The sequence below is a fragment of the Blautia sp. SC05B48 genome, assembly GCF_005848555.1.
Classification (GTDB): Bacteria; Bacillota; Clostridia; order Lachnospirales; family Lachnospiraceae; genus Blautia_A.
On record NZ_CP040518.1, the window covers coordinates 3,579,291 to 3,596,001 of the forward strand.

Genomic DNA, 16,711 nt, shown 5'->3' on the forward strand with positions numbered 1-16,711 from the left:
CCCTTTAGGTATTTTTACAGTTTTTAATCCCTTAAAACTGCATCTCTATAAAAACAGGTCCCATCCTGTTCTTAACTATTTTTCATTTTTAAAGACATTTCAGAAATGCCTTTAAAGACCCAATGATAACGTCTCCCATAACGGCCATATCCTCAGCCGCAAAGGAAACCGGAAAATTATCAGAAAACAAGATCTGTGAGGACGGCGGAAATTCATCATCCCCCTCCCAGAGGATCATCTGAACTACATATCCTGGAAAGATCTCCACCTGGTATGCAATATCTCCATGATCCACGGGAACCGCATGGATGTGTTCCATGATTTCCTTGAAATCCTTAAGTCTGTTTCCGTATGTGAAAGCCAGGCGTTTGATGCACCTGCCATCAAACTGACGGAGATAAACCTCTCCCCAGGGCATTTCCCTGTATGTTTTAAACCTTCCGCTTCCCTGAGATACATTCCCGTTCAGCAGAAAACGGATAGCAAGGATCTTTGCATAATGCATTTCCTCAAGAGGATAAAATCCCGCATCGTCTTCTTCATGAGTTACCTGAAAATCCGGCCAGGAAATATAATAAACGCTTTCCAGGAATTTCAGAGTCAGTACTTTCTTCTCTTCGTCATAAGGAAGTGAAAGACGTCCGGCAATTTCTGCCGGGTCTGCCTTACTGAACTCCTCTATATAATGCTCCCAGGGCATTCTTTCCTTGCTGTCTTTTTCATAATTCAAGTCATTTATACTAAAAGCCATGTTTTACCTCTGCTGTTTTAGTCTGCTTTATCTCTTCTGCTGTTCTTCCATAACAGACGGAAACAGATTTGTGTCCGTATGTGGAATAAAGCATGCACCTACAAACTCATCCATATAAGTCGGAACTGTAGAAAGCTCCAGATAAGTCATATTGGATGCAAGTTCGTATGTCTTTTTCTCTGCCGGTGTGGAATGAAGCATCAGATAAGCACCTGTAAGAGAAGAGTTACCAATATAGTGGAATTTCTCAAGAGGAATATCCGGGAACATTCCGATATGCACTGCATTAGACATATTGATCCCGCTTCCGATTCCACCGGCAACATATACGTCATCGATCATGGAAACATCGAAATCAAGAGAATTCAGCATAGTACGGATTGCAGAGAAAATAGCGCCTTTGGCACGGATAAAATTATCAATATCTACTTCTGTGATCTCAACATCCTTGGCAGAACCGGCTTCCTCTTCAAACGCGATCACATAGCTTCCCATGCCATAATGATCGTGACGGATTCTTTTGCCTTCACGAACAAATTTGCCCTTCGGATTGATGATTCCTGTCATAAAAAGTTCACTGATCACATCAATGATACCGGAACCGCAAAGTCCTACCGGTTTGGTTCCAGGTTCGCCTACAACCTTATATGTCGGTTCCATAGTTTCTTTATCAATGGTACATGCCTCAATAGCACCGTCTGTAGCACGCATACCGCAGCTGATATCTCCACCCTCAAAGGCAGGACCTGCGGAACATGCACAGCTCATCATAAAATCGGAATTACCGAACACAAGCTCTCCGTTAGTACCAAGGTCGATAAACAGAGAAAATTCCGGTCTGTTCCAGATCATACTTACCAGTGTACCGGCAGTGATATCTCCACCTACATAGCTTCCGATATTCGGAGCCACGATAATATGTGCATCCGGATTGATCTCAATTCCCACATCGGATGCAAATAAGGAATTTGTTTTGAAAAATGTAGGAATATACGGCTCCATGCGAAGCGGATCCGCATTGATCCCTGCAAACAGATGATTCATGGTTGTATTGGAAGCAACACACATCCGGTAGATCTGTTCCTCCGGGAAGTGAATGCTTCTGCACATCTCGTGGATCATCGGATTGATGGTCTCTTTGATCACTGCATCCTGAAGCTTCTTTTTTCCTCCAGGTTTCTGAGATTCAATAATACGGTTGATAACATCCGCACCAAAACGGATCTGTCCGTTTCCGGAAGAGCTTTTGGCCAGGATCTCTCCGCTTTCCATATTGATCAGAACTGCAGAAACTGTTGTGGTACCGATATCTACGGCAAGACCACCGATCACAACATCTTCTTTACTGTCAAAAATATCGTATACAAACATGTCGTTCGGTGTTGTACGAACCACACATTTCACTGAAAATTTACTGTTTCGAAGTACATCCGGAAGTTTTTTCAGCACGGAATAGGGAATTCTGATATGTTTAAGATTCATATATTTCCGCAGTGCCCGTGTCAGTCTCTCATTATCCGGCATGGTATCATCCAGAGATGGTTCCTCCATGTGTACTTCTATAACATCAAGACTGTTTGTAAGTTCTATGCCAGCCATCTCAACTTCATGCTTGGCATTTTCAAAAATAGCAATTTCTTCTTTTGAGCTTAAATCAGCCACTTTCATTCGGCTCTTATATGCGGATGCAATATCCGGAACAAGAACCTCCACATCTGCACTGATCTTGCTCATACAGGCCAGACGCCAGCCTGCGCCATATTCTTCATCCGAAATATGAAGAGTTTTCTTTGAGTCCAGTTCTCCGCTTTTTAACTGTACCCGACATTTTCCACAGGCTCCGTTTCCGGAACATGGTGCATCGATAGCCACATTGGCGCCACGAGCAACCTCCAGTAAATTATCCCCCGCATTGGCAAATGCTTCTACCGTACTGCCATTTTCAAAAGCAAAAGTCACCTTAAACATTCGGCAACCACCTTTCTCGCCTCGTAAAAGTTATTCGTCTTCCACCTGTGGCGTTGGGAGTTAGACTAAACTATATTAGTAAAAAAGAGGCTGAAGGCCGAAGCCCCCAGCCTCTGAAACAGCGCTCCTGTTTTGTTCACACGCCAAATTAGATCTCAAGGTAAGAATCTGCGTAAAGTGTGTTACCCTTGAATACGTCACAGGATTTGATTGTCTCCATAAGACGAAGGTCGTTAGGGTTAACGATTGCAGATGTAAGACCATTCATCATAGCCATAGCTACAAGAGCAGAGTCCATGATCGGACGGATATGTTTTGGCATACCGTTACTGTTGTTGGAAAGACCGCCAGTGGAGTTCAGACCCATCTCGGAGAACATCTTGATTGCCTCAAGAACTTCCATCTGTTTGTCCTGCATTCCTTTTACAACAAGGAAAAGCGGATCAAACCAGAGATCCTCTGCTTCCATACCAAGGCCAAGACCTCTCTCAAGCATGTTCTGGCAATGCATCATACGCTCGTCATTGTCTGATGCAACCATACCGGAAGAGCAAAGTGCGATACAGATCGCATCGTTAGCTGCTGCAAGGTCGATATTGGAAATTCTGTCTCCAGCATCTGCAGAGTTTACGATCGGTTTACCTTTGCTTCTGTTGTATACGGAAATACCAGCCTCAATAGCTTTCTGGTTTGTAGTATCCAGAGCAAGCGGAACATTGTCAAACTCAGACTGAAGGAGCTGTACTGCCCATTTCATAAGGTCCTCGCCATCGTTCTCAGCAGGTCCGATGTTTACGTCAAGATATGTAGCGCCTGCATCAAGCTGCTGTTTTGCTCTTTTGATGATCGGCTCAGGATCTCTCTCAGTAAATGCTTTATTTACTGCCGGTGCTGTTGTTGAAAGTCTCTCCCCAATTGTTACAAATTTTGCCATACTCGTGTTCTCCTTTACATATTAGTAGGATATGGCTGTGCAGCAAACCTGCACAGCCGTTTATAACTGCCGGCGATATTGCCGGACAGCTGATTTCTTAAACCTTAAGTTTATGCATCAAGGTCTTTTAAGAATTTCACAAGCTGTACTGCTTCTCTTGGTCCTACGATGATCTCCCATCCAGGAAGCTTAGCCTCAAGATCGCCCTTAAGAACTGCTACTTTACCAGGAATAACCAGTCTTCTGCATTTAACCTTCGGCTCAACATTCTCTTTGATATACTCGGAGATGCTGTTTCCGGAGAATTTACCTGCTGCCCAGGATGTAAGTACGGAAAGTCCGCCTGCATCATTGATCACCAGGTTAAGCGGAACACCGGAACGCTCCAGCTCGCCAGATACTACGAAATATGTAAGAGCAAAGTCTACTGTTGTTACAACGAGAGAATTCTCGTCTGCTCCGTTCAGAGGATAAATGCCCGGTTCTACCTTCATTGGCTTCTGCGGGTCTGTAAATACGTTCTGACGAAGACCGAACAGCGGAAGTGCCTCTGCATATGTCATCTGCTCCATAACGATGATAGAACCATATTTCATAGTAAACATGGAAGCAAGTGCTGCCTGTAAATGTTTGTCACCCTTCGCAAGTTTAACAAGGTTAACGATAGAAGGATAACCAAATGTTCTGTCCTGATTCTTAAGAGCTGCACGACGAACCTGTACAGTATTTGCAAAGGTCTCTTTGATGTCAGCTCCTGTTGTATCAAGTACGAGATTCTTGTTGCCAAGTTTCTCAATAGCTGCTGTAGTATCATATAACTCATTGATGTCCTTACCGGATACACCGAGAACTACTCCTGCATCTGTAGCAACCTTGCTCATTGCCTCGTAGTTGGAAGCGTTTGCTCCGTTAAGAACCGGTTTGCCGTCCTTACATACTTCAAGGGCAGCTTTTGCGATCTCAGGATCTGTACAGCCAAGGATCAGTGTTCTTCCAAGACCTTTAGCCTTCTCTACAAGTGCTGTAAATTTTGCAGCATCTGCATTCTCATCGCAGTTTACATACACAAGCTCTACATGCATTCTCTCACCGATACGATCATAGTCAACGTGTGGGATCTCTGCAAGTTTTGCTTCTACTTCTTCATCACTCATGCATGTGCAAAGTGATACGGCATATCTTGTTTTGCTTACAAATGTCTTCTCATGTCTGAAAAGAACAGTCTCTCCACCAAGTGTAAACTCTCCATCGCCTGTTCCGATCTTGATAGTTTTCATTGGCGGTGCAGTTGCCTCAGAAAGAGATGCTAATGCATCCTCGGACATATGAGGACACTGCTCAATTTTCATAGCGCCCTGTGCAACTTTCATAGAGAAAGCCATACATGTAGGGCATCCACATTCCTTACAGTTTTTCTTTGGTGTTAATTTAAAGATCTGAATACCATTCAGTGCCATAGCTCTTTATCCTCCTATTTATTACGCAAGTGCTTTGATCAGCTTGGAAATTGTCTTAACAGATTCCGGATGTCTTAAGATAACTGCATCAGAACCAGCTGCAAGATCAGCTGCTGCTGTCTCAACTTCCATGTCGATTCCACGCTCGTCCTGTGGTCCCCATGCCGGCATGTCTGCTTCAGAAGCCATTGCCTCTTTAACATTCCATGTCTCAGCGGATACAGGTGTAATAATAGGCATCTGCAGCATGTTATCATTCTGGCCTAAAGCGGCACCTTTGATACGGTCCATAGTGGATACTACGTACTCATATCCATAACCAACTGCTGCACTACCGATATTCATAACGATCTTCTTTGCATCTACACCAAGCTGTGTAGTAACAACGTTAAGCTGTTTAGCAAGGTTGATATCAACGGCAGACTCAGCGCCTACGATCTGATTGTAAGCAAGACCTGCTGCTGCACCGATCGCTTTGTAGTTCTCCTCTTTCTCGGAAAGGATCAGTGCATTTCTGCCCTGAAGAGCCTCTGCAACCTTCGGAAGGAGCTCTGCATCCTTCTCAACATTCTTGCAGCCCTCTACAACCAGTGGACAGTCAACTGCATCTGCAACTTCTTTAACAACTGCGATCAGCTCATCGATAGATTTGTTAACACCGTTCGGGTCGCCGCCCTCAAGAATAAGTGCAACAAAGTCAGCACCCTCCATAGCTGCAGCTTTCTTAGCAATGTCAGCCATTGTAGTAGCGCCTTCATAGTAAGCTTTGATACCTTCAGATACGCCCTCAAGACCCATATCAGAGATCTCTACACCGATCTTCGGGCAGTTCTCTGACTCTGCGTCAAAGGAATAAAATGGGAATGTACAATCCCCACCAATTGTCACAGTCTTATCTCCGCTTCCGATTGTGACAGCATTAATCTTTGCATTGAACTTTTGTGGTTTCTGATTAAACGGCATTTTTCGTTAGCCTCCTTAAAAATAATAATTAAAAACTACAGAGCTTCTTATATTATACTACATAGCACCAGTTATTGGCAAGATGCAGCACTACATTTCTGTTAAAAAATCAACAAACTTTTTAACAGTTTACAGGAGAAAGGATGTCCGCACATCCTTTCTCCTGGATAAATTACATCATTGGATCAAGTCCGAGAGCCGGATGTCCTTTTTCTGTAAGGAATGCAACCAGTGTCTCTGGATCTTCTGCGATCGTCTCATCACCGATCATGTCTGTAAAGTTATCGATTCCGTAAAGCTCTTTTGCAGTCTTATTAAGTCTGTCAGCTACGAATTCTTTCAGCTCTTTCGGCATCCATACGATACGCTCGATACCGCCCTCAGCCTTCATGAACTTCTTGGAGGAAATGAAATGTTTACCATGTCCCATGAATCCAGGTGTCTGAACTCCACCACCTGTCATGGATGCCATCTCAGGGAATGTCATTCCAAGTGGTGTCATACCTGCATACTCACGGTTAGCAATAACAACACCGTTGGAGAATGGCTCGATACCACAGATACACTCGAAGCATCCGCAGGAAGTCATCGGATCCTGCATGATGGAGTACAGTGTAACATGCTCCAGAGCACCCTGGGAGAATTTCTGAACTGCCTCATCAACGTCCTCATAAGAACCAAGATTCTCATCGATCGGACGCTCTTTTGTAATGATCTGGCAAGGACCAGCCGGGTCAAGCTGATGTGTAGCTTTTGCATCCAGCCATGAAACCGCACCGCAAAGACCAAGTCTCTCAGGTGTTACTACACATACGTGGCTTGGTGCGAATGCCTGGCAAAGGATACAGCTGTAATATACGTCAACAGACTCATCTGTCAGAGTATCAAGACGCTCATCACGTTTGTCAAAGATCGGAATTGCAACCTCATGACGGATTCTTGTACACTCAGCAGGATCTGTATAGATAACAACCTCACATTTATCAACAACTGCATCGAACTCATTTTTAACAGATGCATAAAGAACTTCACCGATATGTTTGATTCTGAATCCTGCATTAAATGCGTCAATGCTGATACGAATACGCTGCATATCACGCTGTCCTGTATGGTATACACCCTCGATACAGTTGATGTAGTTGTGGAATTTACGCTCGATAACCGGCTCAAAGTCAGGCTGCATATTCTTACCTGCAACTTTAACAACATATGCAATGCTGTTCTTGCTGCCGAATTCCATCTCATCTACTTCAGGTCCGATTACTGTGATCTTGTGATCCTCGATCTCAGAAGCATCGCAGGTATGTACAAGCTCTGCACAGTCTACACGGGAGCCATCGAACTCAACCTGCATATCTTTACGACGGATGATCTCACCCTCGAATGCAGATGCGAAAGCAACCGGAATATCAATATTTGTGATCTTGATCTTAATATCACGCGCCTCAAGAGAAGTAGCGTTAAATTTACTTACGTCCTCCTGAACGATAAGGCTCTTCGGTACACGGAAGATATTCTCTGTCTCATTTGTAACAACCGGGAATCCAAGTGCGATAGCGCCTGCACCGCATGCTACGATCACATCATCCAGAGGTTTGAATGCGTTAACAAATGCCGGTACACGATCCATTGTGTATTTCATAAGTGTTCCTGCATCTCCAGGTGTTACGTTACCGAAGATCAGAGCTGCACGGATCGCAACGGAAACTACATGAACAACAGATGTAACATCTTTTCCAAGAGGAATAACACGAACGTTGGCACCTGTCTTCATTCCGGCTTCTGCAACCTGATCAATGATTCCGCCAACAAGTGTTACCAGGATACCCTGTGCCTGATAGCTCTTTACAAGAGCAACACCCTCTTCTGTAGTAGGAGCAGCACCAAGGATAACAGCAACGCCTGGGATATCGCCTGTTACAAGCGGTACACCGAGCTCACGGATAACAGCATCACCAAGATGTCCATAGCATGGCTCTTCGTAAGGAGTTGCTCCGTCGATATATTTCAGAACCTCGATGAACTCTGCGCAGAGTGCTGTAGCAACACCGGACATGAATGCATCGTTCAGTCTTTTCTCTCTTGTCATAAGTGTTTTTACAACGCCAAGAGCTTCTTTTAATTCTTTTAATGTTGTAACTTTTGTTCCTGTTACAGCATAGTAGCAAGGAAGGCTGTAAGCGGTATTCGGGAAGCTGACAGCTTTGTCTTCGCCATACTGAGCGATCGCGCCGTCAATAGCACCCTCTGTTAAACCATATACAGCATCGTTTCCGCCGAATACTCTATCAAATAAAGTCACTGTAATACCTCCTATTTTTACAGAATTGAATTCTGATCAATTTTGTCTTTGATTTTTCTGATTTCAGCTGTTACAGTTTCACTGAAATCGTAGGGAGATTTCCCCTGACGATCAGCATCTATAACTTCTGTATTGTAGTGGATCATTCCAAGCAGATCCTCTGCCGGGATCTTACTCCGAATAAATTCCTCATCCTCCGGATTTCTTACCTTATTGGCCACGACCTTAACCTGAGAAACTCCCAGATCCTTTGCAAGACGTTTAACATTCTTATATGTCTGTACACTTCTTGCCCCTGGTTCGATCACTACAATAAATTCATCCATGCTCTCCGTGGTGCCCCGGCCCAGATGTTCCAGGCCGGCCTCCATATCCATGATCACCACATCATCTCTGTGGATCACAAGGTTATTGATCACTCTTTTAAGCATCACATGTTCAGGACAGACGCATCCGCCTCCACCTGTTTCCACAGTTCCAAGGACAAGCAGCTTTACGCCATTACAGGTTTTTCCATAAGTATCCGGAATATCGTCTACCTTTGGGTTCAGTTTATAAAACTGATTCTGGCTGTTGGCTCCGGTGCGTTCTTCTATGAGCTTACGCATTTTTGAGATTGGAACAATAGAATCCAAGGTTTCCTCGTCAAATCCAAGGGCAAGACCCAGGTTCGCATCCGGATCCACATCCGCCGCAAGGACTTTTTTTCCCTCATCTGCGTATAGTCTTGCAAGTGTTGCTGCGAAAGTTGTCTTTCCTACTCCGCCTTTACCGGTTACTGCTATTTTCATTTTACGTCTTCCACCTTTTATAACATTTTAAAGATCGCAACGGATTAGATTCCTAATGCTGTTCTCTTCTCTTCAATTCTCTCGATCATAAGATCAACTAATTTCTCGATGTCTGTCTCTACTGTGTAAGCAGCACCTGTCCATTTTCTTGTTCCCTCTGTAAGAAGCTCGCACATTTCTGAAGAACCGGAAACATATGGATCAACACCAAGGAATGTATCAATACCAGTACCAACTACGTAGTTACCGATGGATACAGCTTTTTCAGACATCCACTCAGGAGCACATCCTACTACAGGAAGCTGATTGATCTGAAGTCCTGAATCTTTTGCAAGTTCAGCAGCCAGGATCATCATACGGGAGATATCTACGCAGGATCCCATATGAAGTACTGGTGGGATATCAGCCAGCTCACAGACACGTTTCAGACCTGCACCGCAGAGATCTCTTGCGGATTTGTCCATCAGACCAGCTTTAGCAGCTGCCTGTGCGGAACATCCGGAAGCGATGATAATGATATCATTTGCGATACACTTCTTCATCAGTTCGATATGTGCATAGTCAGGACGGATCTTAGGATTGTTACATCCAACCATAGCAACAGCACCACGGATAACACCGGAAGTGATGCACTCAAGTAATGGTTTGGTTGTTCCTGTTACATCAACCTGAGAGTTTGTAACACCATCAAGAACTTTAACGATCGCTTCTACTGAATAACCAACAGTAGCTTTCTGTTTCAGCTGTGGGATATGTACAAGCTCAGGTTTTCTGTTCTTGAAGTTATCGATAGCCATCTTAACGATTGCTTTTGCATTTTCTCCTGCTGTCTCAGCGTTGAATCTGATAAATTCAGAATCCGGCATCTGAGCGATCGGAGAAGTTGTAACAAATTTAGTATGGAAGCATTTGCTCAGAGGTCCTAATGCAGGGAAGATACACTGAACATCAACTACGATCGCCTCGCAGGCACCTGTCAGCACTACGTTCTCCTGCTGCAGGAAGTTACCAGCCATCGGAACACCACGACGCATAGCTACCTCGTTAGAAGTACAGCACACACCGGAAACGGTGATTCCTTTTGCTCCTACAGATTTTGCATAATCGATCATTTCTTTGCTGTCTGCATACTCACAGATCATCTCAGAAAGACTCGGATCATGTCCGTGTACAACAATGTTTACATTCTCTTCAACCATTACTCCAAGGTTAGCCTCTGTATCAATCGGCTTCGGAGTTCCGAATAATACATCAGAGAACTCTGTTCCCATCATGGAACCGCCCCATCCATCAGCCATACCGCAGCGAAGAGACTGTTTTACAAGTGCCTCCGGAAGAGATGAACATCCCATATGAGACATATGCAGGGAGCTTGCAACCTCACGGTCGATAGCACGTGGTGCGATTTCGTTCTCGATCAGTTTTTCTTTCTGTCCTGCAGGCATTCTGTCAAGGAATCTCTGATATCCGAACGGTTTACCATACTCCATAAGACCGATCTCAGCCATCTCATGAGCCAGATCATAGATATCCTTGCCTTCTGTTTCCACGCCCCACTCTTTAGCGATGCGAAGCAGTTTCTCAGGATCTTTTACCTGATAATTTCCGCCCTCTTTTGCACAGTACAGTGTATGGCAGATCTCACGACCATGATCGGAGTGAGTAGCTGCACCACCGGCTGTAAATTTAAGGAAGTTTCTTCCTACGATACCATGGGCATCACATCCGCAGACTCCTCTTGGAGCCTTCGGTGTAATACGACACGGTCCCATTGCACAGATACGGCAGCAGATACCCTGCTCACCGAATTTACAGTGCGGAGTCTGGTTCTTTGCACGGATCTGCCATGCATCTGCTCCTACCTTTGCACCTGTCTCGAGAAGACGGGCTGTAGCGGCTTCAAATTCCTCCACTGTAGTTAATTTGAATTCACTCATTATAGACCTCCTTTAATAGCACATCTATTTTTATTTTTCTTTTTATAATAAGCCCAGGGCAGGAACCCATCCCCACCCATGGGTTATTCTCTTTTATAAAAAAAGGTTTATATTCCATTATAAACCTAATTTATCGAAAATTTCAAAAGCTGCTTTTCTCATCGGATTATCCTCAGGAAGAGTAACGGTTGGTTTACCATCGCAGTCATATTCATAAACTGCCTCATCCTGTGGTACCACACCGATCAGATCGAGACCCTGATTCCGGATCTCCTCAAGGATTCCTGGATTCAGTTCTGCTTTTGGCGCGCGGTTGATAATAAGACCCACTCTGGAAGGCTTCATATCGCATTCCTTAATAAGTTCTGCGATCCTGCCAACTGCCTGTACACCTCTTCTGGAACAGTCACTCACAAGGATTGCTGTCTCCATGCTCGGAAGGATTCCTCTGCTGATATGTTCCATCCCTGCTTCATTGTCCACAACAATATATGGATAATTCTTCTGGTATTTGGCAAGCTGTGCCTGAAGCAGACCGTTTACAAAGCAATAGCATCCTTTTCCCTGGGTTCTTCCCATTACAAGAAGATCGTAATCATCTTCCTCAGCAAGAGCATCCTCGAAACGTACCTCTGCATAATCTGCCTTGGACATTCCTTTGGGGATCGGGCTTTTCTCTGTCATCTCAGCATGTGCGATCTCCTCACGTACATCGCCAAGAGTTGTATCTACTTCTACACCAAGAACCTCGTTCAGATTTGAATTGGCATCTGCATCTACCGCCAGTACAGGTCCTTTTTTCTTTTCGCAGAGATACTGGATCAGCATTCCGCATAATGTAGTTTTTCCAACGCCGCCTTTTCCGGCGACTGCAATAACATGTGCCATAAAACGGGCACCTCCTGATTCTATATCTGTTATGCCGGCGCATAAGGGAGGTGCCTGATACTGTTCTGGCACCTCCGCATCGTGCCGGAATTCTTATTTATTTCGTTGATGATTAGATAAGTGTACGAAGTCCGGATCTGTCAATGATCTCGGATACATCTTTCCATTTGTTTAATGCATAAAGATGGATACCGTCAACACCAAGAGCGCGATACTCATCGATCTGTCTGATGGTGTATTCGATTCCTTCTTCTTTGAATCGTTTAACCTTGTCCTCATAGAACATGTCAAATGGTTTACCATCAGCATCTTTAGCGTTAAACGGATTCGGGAACAGCCAGTTCCTGGAAATCAGCCTGCAAAGCTCACTGTCCATTACACAGCCGTTACGTGAAAGAGCCATATTAATGGTAGCTGCCTGGTCCAAGATCGGCATTACGCCAACATCTACAGGCATTGTCACTCCAGCCTCGCGGATAGCGTCCAACCAGTATTTAAACTGTTCCATATCCCAGCAGAGCTGAGTCATGATATAATCAGCACCATTGTCCTGTTTCTGTCTCAAAACAGCAATATCAGCATCCAAGCTTCTGCATGCGATATGGCCTTCCGGTGAACCGGCTACTGCGATCTCAAACTTATCGCCAAATTCATCACGGACAAATTTAACAAGGTCTGTCGCATAATTGAAGTCTCCGCAGGTTGTTGTCTCACCAAGCGGAATATCTCCTCGAAGTGCCAGCATATGGTCAACGCCATCTGCCAGATACCGTTCCAACTGCTGTCTGATTCCTTCTTTTGTGTTCTTGATCACTGTGAAGTGTGTTACAGGAATAGATCCTGCATTCCTGATCATCTGGCATACTTCCCTGTTGGCTCCGACATTTCCGCCGCCGGCACCGTATGTACAGGAAATATACTCCGGTCTATACTTCATGAGATGTTCAATGGTTCCCGGCAGATTTGCCATGCCTTTTTCCGTCTTTGGCGGAAAAAGTTCAAAAGAAAGCAACATTTTTTCTCTCATTGCTTCAGATAATTTCATCGATCGTCCCTCCACATCTTACGTCTTGATCATATCAGTTACACTGCAGTTTCACGATGCTGTTTGCAAGATCCACCATAAGGATACTGCCTTCTACCTCACGCTCATCTCCCATGATATCACGAAGGATCAATTTATTTCCGTCTACATCGATCCGGCTTACATTCTTAAAGATCACAGAATTATCTTCTTCCTTATATACTGTTGCAAGACACATAATCATTCCTCCAAATAAGTGGCGTCATTTAACCACTATGCTGTCAAAACTATTCTGTCAGTTTTTATTTCAACTCTTCCTTAACAAGTGTAAGGGCAAGTCCAAGCCTCATATTACCTTTCTGAAAATCTGCTACTGCCTCTTTGATCGTCTTAGCAGCTGCATCCATGTTAAGCTTCTTAAGATTGTCAGCCATCTGATCAAGTTCTGCAGCATGATGCTCGTTATGCTGCAGCATATAGGTAAGAAGCGCTACAGTCTCATTCTTGCAGTCACCATTCTCACAGGAACCGCAGTGCCCATCACCGTGTGTATGACAATGGCTGTCTCCTTCCGCATGGCTGTGTGTATGACTGTGAGTCACACCATCCTCATGGGTGTGCTCATGTGTATGTTCATGGCTATCTGCATGTCCATGCTGAACAAGATTGCCATTCTCATCTTTGATTAAATGCATAAATACCCCTTTCCTGTATCCGCCGTGCGGACACTCTCATGACAAGAATTTATCAATTAAATTCATTATACATCTTTTCACTGTTATTATCAAGAAAATAATTATAAAAAATAGCCAAAATTATATGCTGTTTTTCCTATTTTTCCAAAAACTTTGACAGTAAATTAACTCGATTGTTTCATTTTTAACGAAGTTAGTTTCTTCAAACCATTACTCTTTACCCAATCTGCTTTCCTGGCCAAGTCTAAGCTTTATCACTTTTGTAATATAATTGATGTGATTCTTTCATATTTTTGTGCTATAATAGCAAAAGCATGGAAAGCAGAACATACAAGGAGGAATTATTTTGAAAAAAACTGTTTTTCTGAACAACGACAGAGAAATGCCTCTTCTGGGGCTTGGCGTATACAAGTTGCCCGATGACGTACAGGCCGAAGCAGCCGTCACATCTGCTATTTCCGCCGGCTACCGCATGATCGATACCGCTTCTGTTTATAAAAATGAAGAAAGCGTTGGACGTGCCATTGCCAAATGCGGAGTTCCCAGAAAGGATCTTTTCATCACCAGTAAGATCTGGAACAATGCGCAGCGTCTCGGCGATGTCCAGGGAGCATTTTCCCGTAGCCTCGACCGTCTGAAAGTCAGTTATGTAGATCTCTATCTGATACACTGGCCGGTTCCCGGCTGCTATTTAAGCACCTGGAAAGAGCTGGAATCCATTCTTGACTCCGGACGTGCTTTAAGTATCGGCGTCAGTAATTTTGATATCCGGCATCTGGAAGAGCTTCGTAAGATATCCGGGATTATTCCTGCTGTAAACCAGATCGAGTGCCATCCTTTGTGTTACCCTACTGAACTGATCGAATACTGCAAGGCTTTCGGTATTCAGGTACAGGCTTATGCTCCTCTGGCAAGAGGTGCATATTTTGATAATGATGTAATGTGTGTTCTGGGGACCAAATATGCCCGGACACCTGCTCAGATCGGACTTCGCTGGGCAATACAGAAGGGAATTTCTGTCATTCCGAAATCCATCAACCCGGAACGAATCCGTAGCAATGGAAACATCTTTGACTTCAATATCGAGGATGAAGATATGGCGATCATCGATACACTGAACGAAGATCTGCATACTTCTCATGTTCCGGAAGATCTCCGTGATATTCAGTTTTAATTTCCATAATAATGCAAAAAGATATCTGCCAGATTATAAGTGATCTCCTGGCAGATATCTTTTTTTCTTTTCACCTGATATGGTAATCCTATAATTCTGCGCTTAGTATTTCACATGTCTGAAACTGATAAATACTTGACTGATCCGCTCACGCATTTTCCCACGGAAGCATGGGCGTTTCCACTTTTTTATCACGCAGCATCAGGTCCATTACTGCTTCCGCTGCTGATTTTCCTTCAAACAGTACGCGGTTCACTTCCGTTATGATAGGCATCTCCACCTCATATTTCTCTGCAAGCTCTCTTGCAGCTCTTGCAGAATAAACGCCTTCCACAACCATCTGCACTTCTTTCATAGCTTCTTCCATCGTATATCCCTGGCCGATCAGGTATCCGGCCTTTCGATTACGGCTATGCTTACTTGCACAGGTCACGATCAGGTCTCCGATCCCGGACAGGCCGTAAAAGGTCTCCATCTGCGCACCCATTTTTTTGCCAAGTCTTCCTATCTCCGTGATTCCCCTGGTAATCAGTGCTGCCTTGGTATTATCTCCATATCCAAGGCCGTCGGCAGTACCTGCTGCCAGTGCGATCACATTTTTCAATGCTCCGCCAAGCTCTACCCCAAGAATATCCGGTGTTGTATACACACGGAACACAGGGCTCATAAAAATGCTCTGAAGGTATTCCGCAGTTTCCTGTGAATGTGCGCTGATCACACAGGTTGTAGGAAGTCCGCGTCCTACTTCTTCCGCATGGCTTGGACCGGAAAGTACGGCTACATTACCCTGCGGGATTTCTTCTTCGATCACCTCACTGAGTGTTTTCAGTGTCTTTTCCTCAATGCCTTTTGCAACATTGACAATCTTCTGATCCTTGCAGACAAACGGTGCCATCTTGTGTGCAGTACTCCGGATATACGGGGAAGCTACTGCCAGAACTGTTACATCCACGTCCTTAAGTGCACGCTCCATATCCGTCAGGACATCGATTTCATCCGGAAGCCGTACCCCCGGAAGCCTGTCAGGATTTTCTCTTTTTTCCCGGAGTTTCCGGGCATTCTCCGGTCTTGCTGACCAGAGAAGGACTTCATGGCCATTATTATGCAACAGGAGTGCCAGGGCTAATCCCCAGCTTCCCGAACCCAGTACGCTGATTTTTGCCATAAATCTTACCTCTTATTTTTTATTCTTACTGCTTAAAAACACCTTATTCTCTGTTCCATGAAACAGTCTTACAATGTTTGCCCTGTGTCTGTAGAACGCCATTGCTGTAAGAACTGCCATCACAATATAAAGCTCAACGGTATGCGGCTGATCCATCCCATATTTTCCCATATGCCCAAAAGCAAGGACCAGGATAAAAGCCACCGCATATGCACTGAGAGAGCAAAGCGATACATAATGAGTTGTAAAGAACAGCGCAAAAAAGACAACTGCACATACAATAAATATCCGCCAGTCAAAAGCAATGATCATGCCCACAGAAGCAGCAATTCCCTTTCCGCCACGAAATTCCATAGAAATCGGAAAATTGTGTCCAAGGATACATCCTAATGCCGCATAAAGGATAAGAAGCGGAAGGATACCATTCATGGAATTTCCATAAACCATTCTTACGATCACAATAGCCAGTACACACTTCAGGCAGTCTCCCAGCAGTGTGATCGCTCCCGCCTTCTTTCCAAAGGTCCGGAAGGCATTCGTAGTACCAGCATTCCCGCTGCCATGCTTTCTGATATCTGTCTTGTGGATTTTTCCAATAATATAGCCTGTCTGAAAAAGCCCGCATACATAACCGATAACAAGACAAATAATACGTTCCATAC

15 protein-coding genes are annotated in these 16,711 nt (G+C 44.4%); 1 reads left to right on the top strand and 14 read right to left on the bottom strand.

Annotation, left to right across the window (positions count from 1 at the left end; translation table 11 throughout):
- Nucleotides 1–88: 88 nt before the first annotated feature.
- The 12 genes from EYS05_RS16700 to EYS05_RS16755 all read right to left on the bottom strand — a co-directional run bounded on the left by EYS05_RS16700 (nt 89) and on the right by EYS05_RS16755 (nt 13,710).
- Complete coding sequence (locus tag EYS05_RS16700) at nt 89–751, bottom strand: DUF3786 domain-containing protein (RefSeq protein WP_118514467.1); 663 nt, start codon at nt 749–751, stop codon at nt 89–91.
- A 27-nt stretch (nt 752–778) separates the two neighbouring features.
- Nucleotides 779–2,719: a corrinoid activation/regeneration protein AcsV gene (acsV, locus tag EYS05_RS16705; protein WP_138277591.1), complete on the bottom strand. Its 1,941-nt coding sequence runs from the start codon at nt 2,717–2,719 to the stop codon at nt 779–781.
- A gap of 148 nt (nt 2,720–2,867) precedes the next feature.
- A complete protein-coding gene (acsE, locus tag EYS05_RS16710; protein WP_015525295.1) occupies nt 2,868–3,653 on the bottom strand; it encodes a carbon monoxide dehydrogenase/acetyl-CoA synthase methytransferase subunit in 786 nt (261 codons plus the stop codon).
- A 110-nt stretch (nt 3,654–3,763) separates the two neighbouring features.
- The gene (acsC, locus tag EYS05_RS16715; protein ID WP_015525296.1) at nt 3,764–5,110 is read right to left on the bottom strand and encodes an acetyl-CoA decarbonylase/synthase complex subunit gamma; all 1,347 of its coding nucleotides are present in this window, start codon (nt 5,108–5,110) and stop codon (nt 3,764–3,766) included.
- A gap of 21 nt (nt 5,111–5,131) precedes the next feature.
- Nucleotides 5,132–6,073 (bottom strand): acetyl-CoA decarbonylase/synthase complex subunit delta, encoded by a 942-nt coding sequence (gene acsD / locus EYS05_RS16720; protein ID WP_015525297.1) that lies wholly within the window; start codon nt 6,071–6,073, stop codon nt 5,132–5,134.
- Between the two features lie 172 nt (nt 6,074–6,245).
- Nucleotides 6,246–8,375, bottom strand: coding sequence for an acetyl-CoA decarbonylase/synthase complex subunit alpha/beta (gene acsB, locus EYS05_RS16725; protein WP_021650184.1), 2,130 nt, complete (start codon nt 8,373–8,375; stop codon nt 6,246–6,248).
- A gap of 17 nt (nt 8,376–8,392) precedes the next feature.
- Nucleotides 8,393–9,166 (bottom strand): ATP-binding protein, encoded by a 774-nt coding sequence (locus tag EYS05_RS16730; protein ID WP_015525298.1) that lies wholly within the window; start codon nt 9,164–9,166, stop codon nt 8,393–8,395.
- Nucleotides 9,167–9,210: 44 nt separating this feature from the next.
- Nucleotides 9,211–11,103, bottom strand: coding sequence for an anaerobic carbon-monoxide dehydrogenase catalytic subunit (gene cooS, locus EYS05_RS16735; protein WP_118369151.1), 1,893 nt, complete (start codon nt 11,101–11,103; stop codon nt 9,211–9,213).
- A 117-nt stretch (nt 11,104–11,220) separates the two neighbouring features.
- A complete protein-coding gene (locus EYS05_RS16740; RefSeq protein ID WP_044960447.1) occupies nt 11,221–11,991 on the bottom strand; it encodes an ATP-binding protein in 771 nt (256 codons plus the stop codon).
- Nucleotides 11,992–12,103: 112 nt separating this feature from the next.
- A complete protein-coding gene (locus tag EYS05_RS16745) occupies nt 12,104–13,036 on the bottom strand; it encodes a methylenetetrahydrofolate reductase (protein WP_138277592.1) in 933 nt (310 codons plus the stop codon).
- 34 nt (nt 13,037–13,070) lie between these two features.
- Nucleotides 13,071–13,253, bottom strand: coding sequence for a CooT family nickel-binding protein (locus EYS05_RS16750; RefSeq protein ID WP_118514481.1), 183 nt, complete (start codon nt 13,251–13,253; stop codon nt 13,071–13,073).
- A 64-nt stretch (nt 13,254–13,317) separates the two neighbouring features.
- Nucleotides 13,318–13,710, bottom strand: a complete 393-nt coding sequence (locus EYS05_RS16755; protein ID WP_118514483.1) for a cobalt transporter — start codon at nt 13,708–13,710, stop codon at nt 13,318–13,320.
- 346 nt (nt 13,711–14,056) lie between these two features.
- Between EYS05_RS16755 and EYS05_RS16760 the strand changes: the two genes are divergently transcribed.
- Nucleotides 14,057–14,884, top strand: coding sequence for an aldo/keto reductase (locus tag EYS05_RS16760; protein ID WP_173753590.1), 828 nt, complete (start codon nt 14,057–14,059; stop codon nt 14,882–14,884).
- 148 nt (nt 14,885–15,032) lie between these two features.
- On the opposite strand, the gene EYS05_RS16765 is transcribed toward EYS05_RS16760, so the two are convergent.
- Together EYS05_RS16765 and plsY are read right to left on the bottom strand one after the other, a co-directional pair.
- Nucleotides 15,033–16,049: an NAD(P)H-dependent glycerol-3-phosphate dehydrogenase gene (locus EYS05_RS16765; RefSeq protein ID WP_118514485.1), complete on the bottom strand. Its 1,017-nt coding sequence runs from the start codon at nt 16,047–16,049 to the stop codon at nt 15,033–15,035.
- A 12-nt stretch (nt 16,050–16,061) separates the two neighbouring features.
- Nucleotides 16,062–16,709 (bottom strand): glycerol-3-phosphate 1-O-acyltransferase PlsY, encoded by a 648-nt coding sequence (plsY, locus tag EYS05_RS16770; RefSeq protein ID WP_118514487.1) that lies wholly within the window; start codon nt 16,707–16,709, stop codon nt 16,062–16,064.
- Between the last annotated feature and the right edge of the window lie 2 nt (nt 16,710–16,711).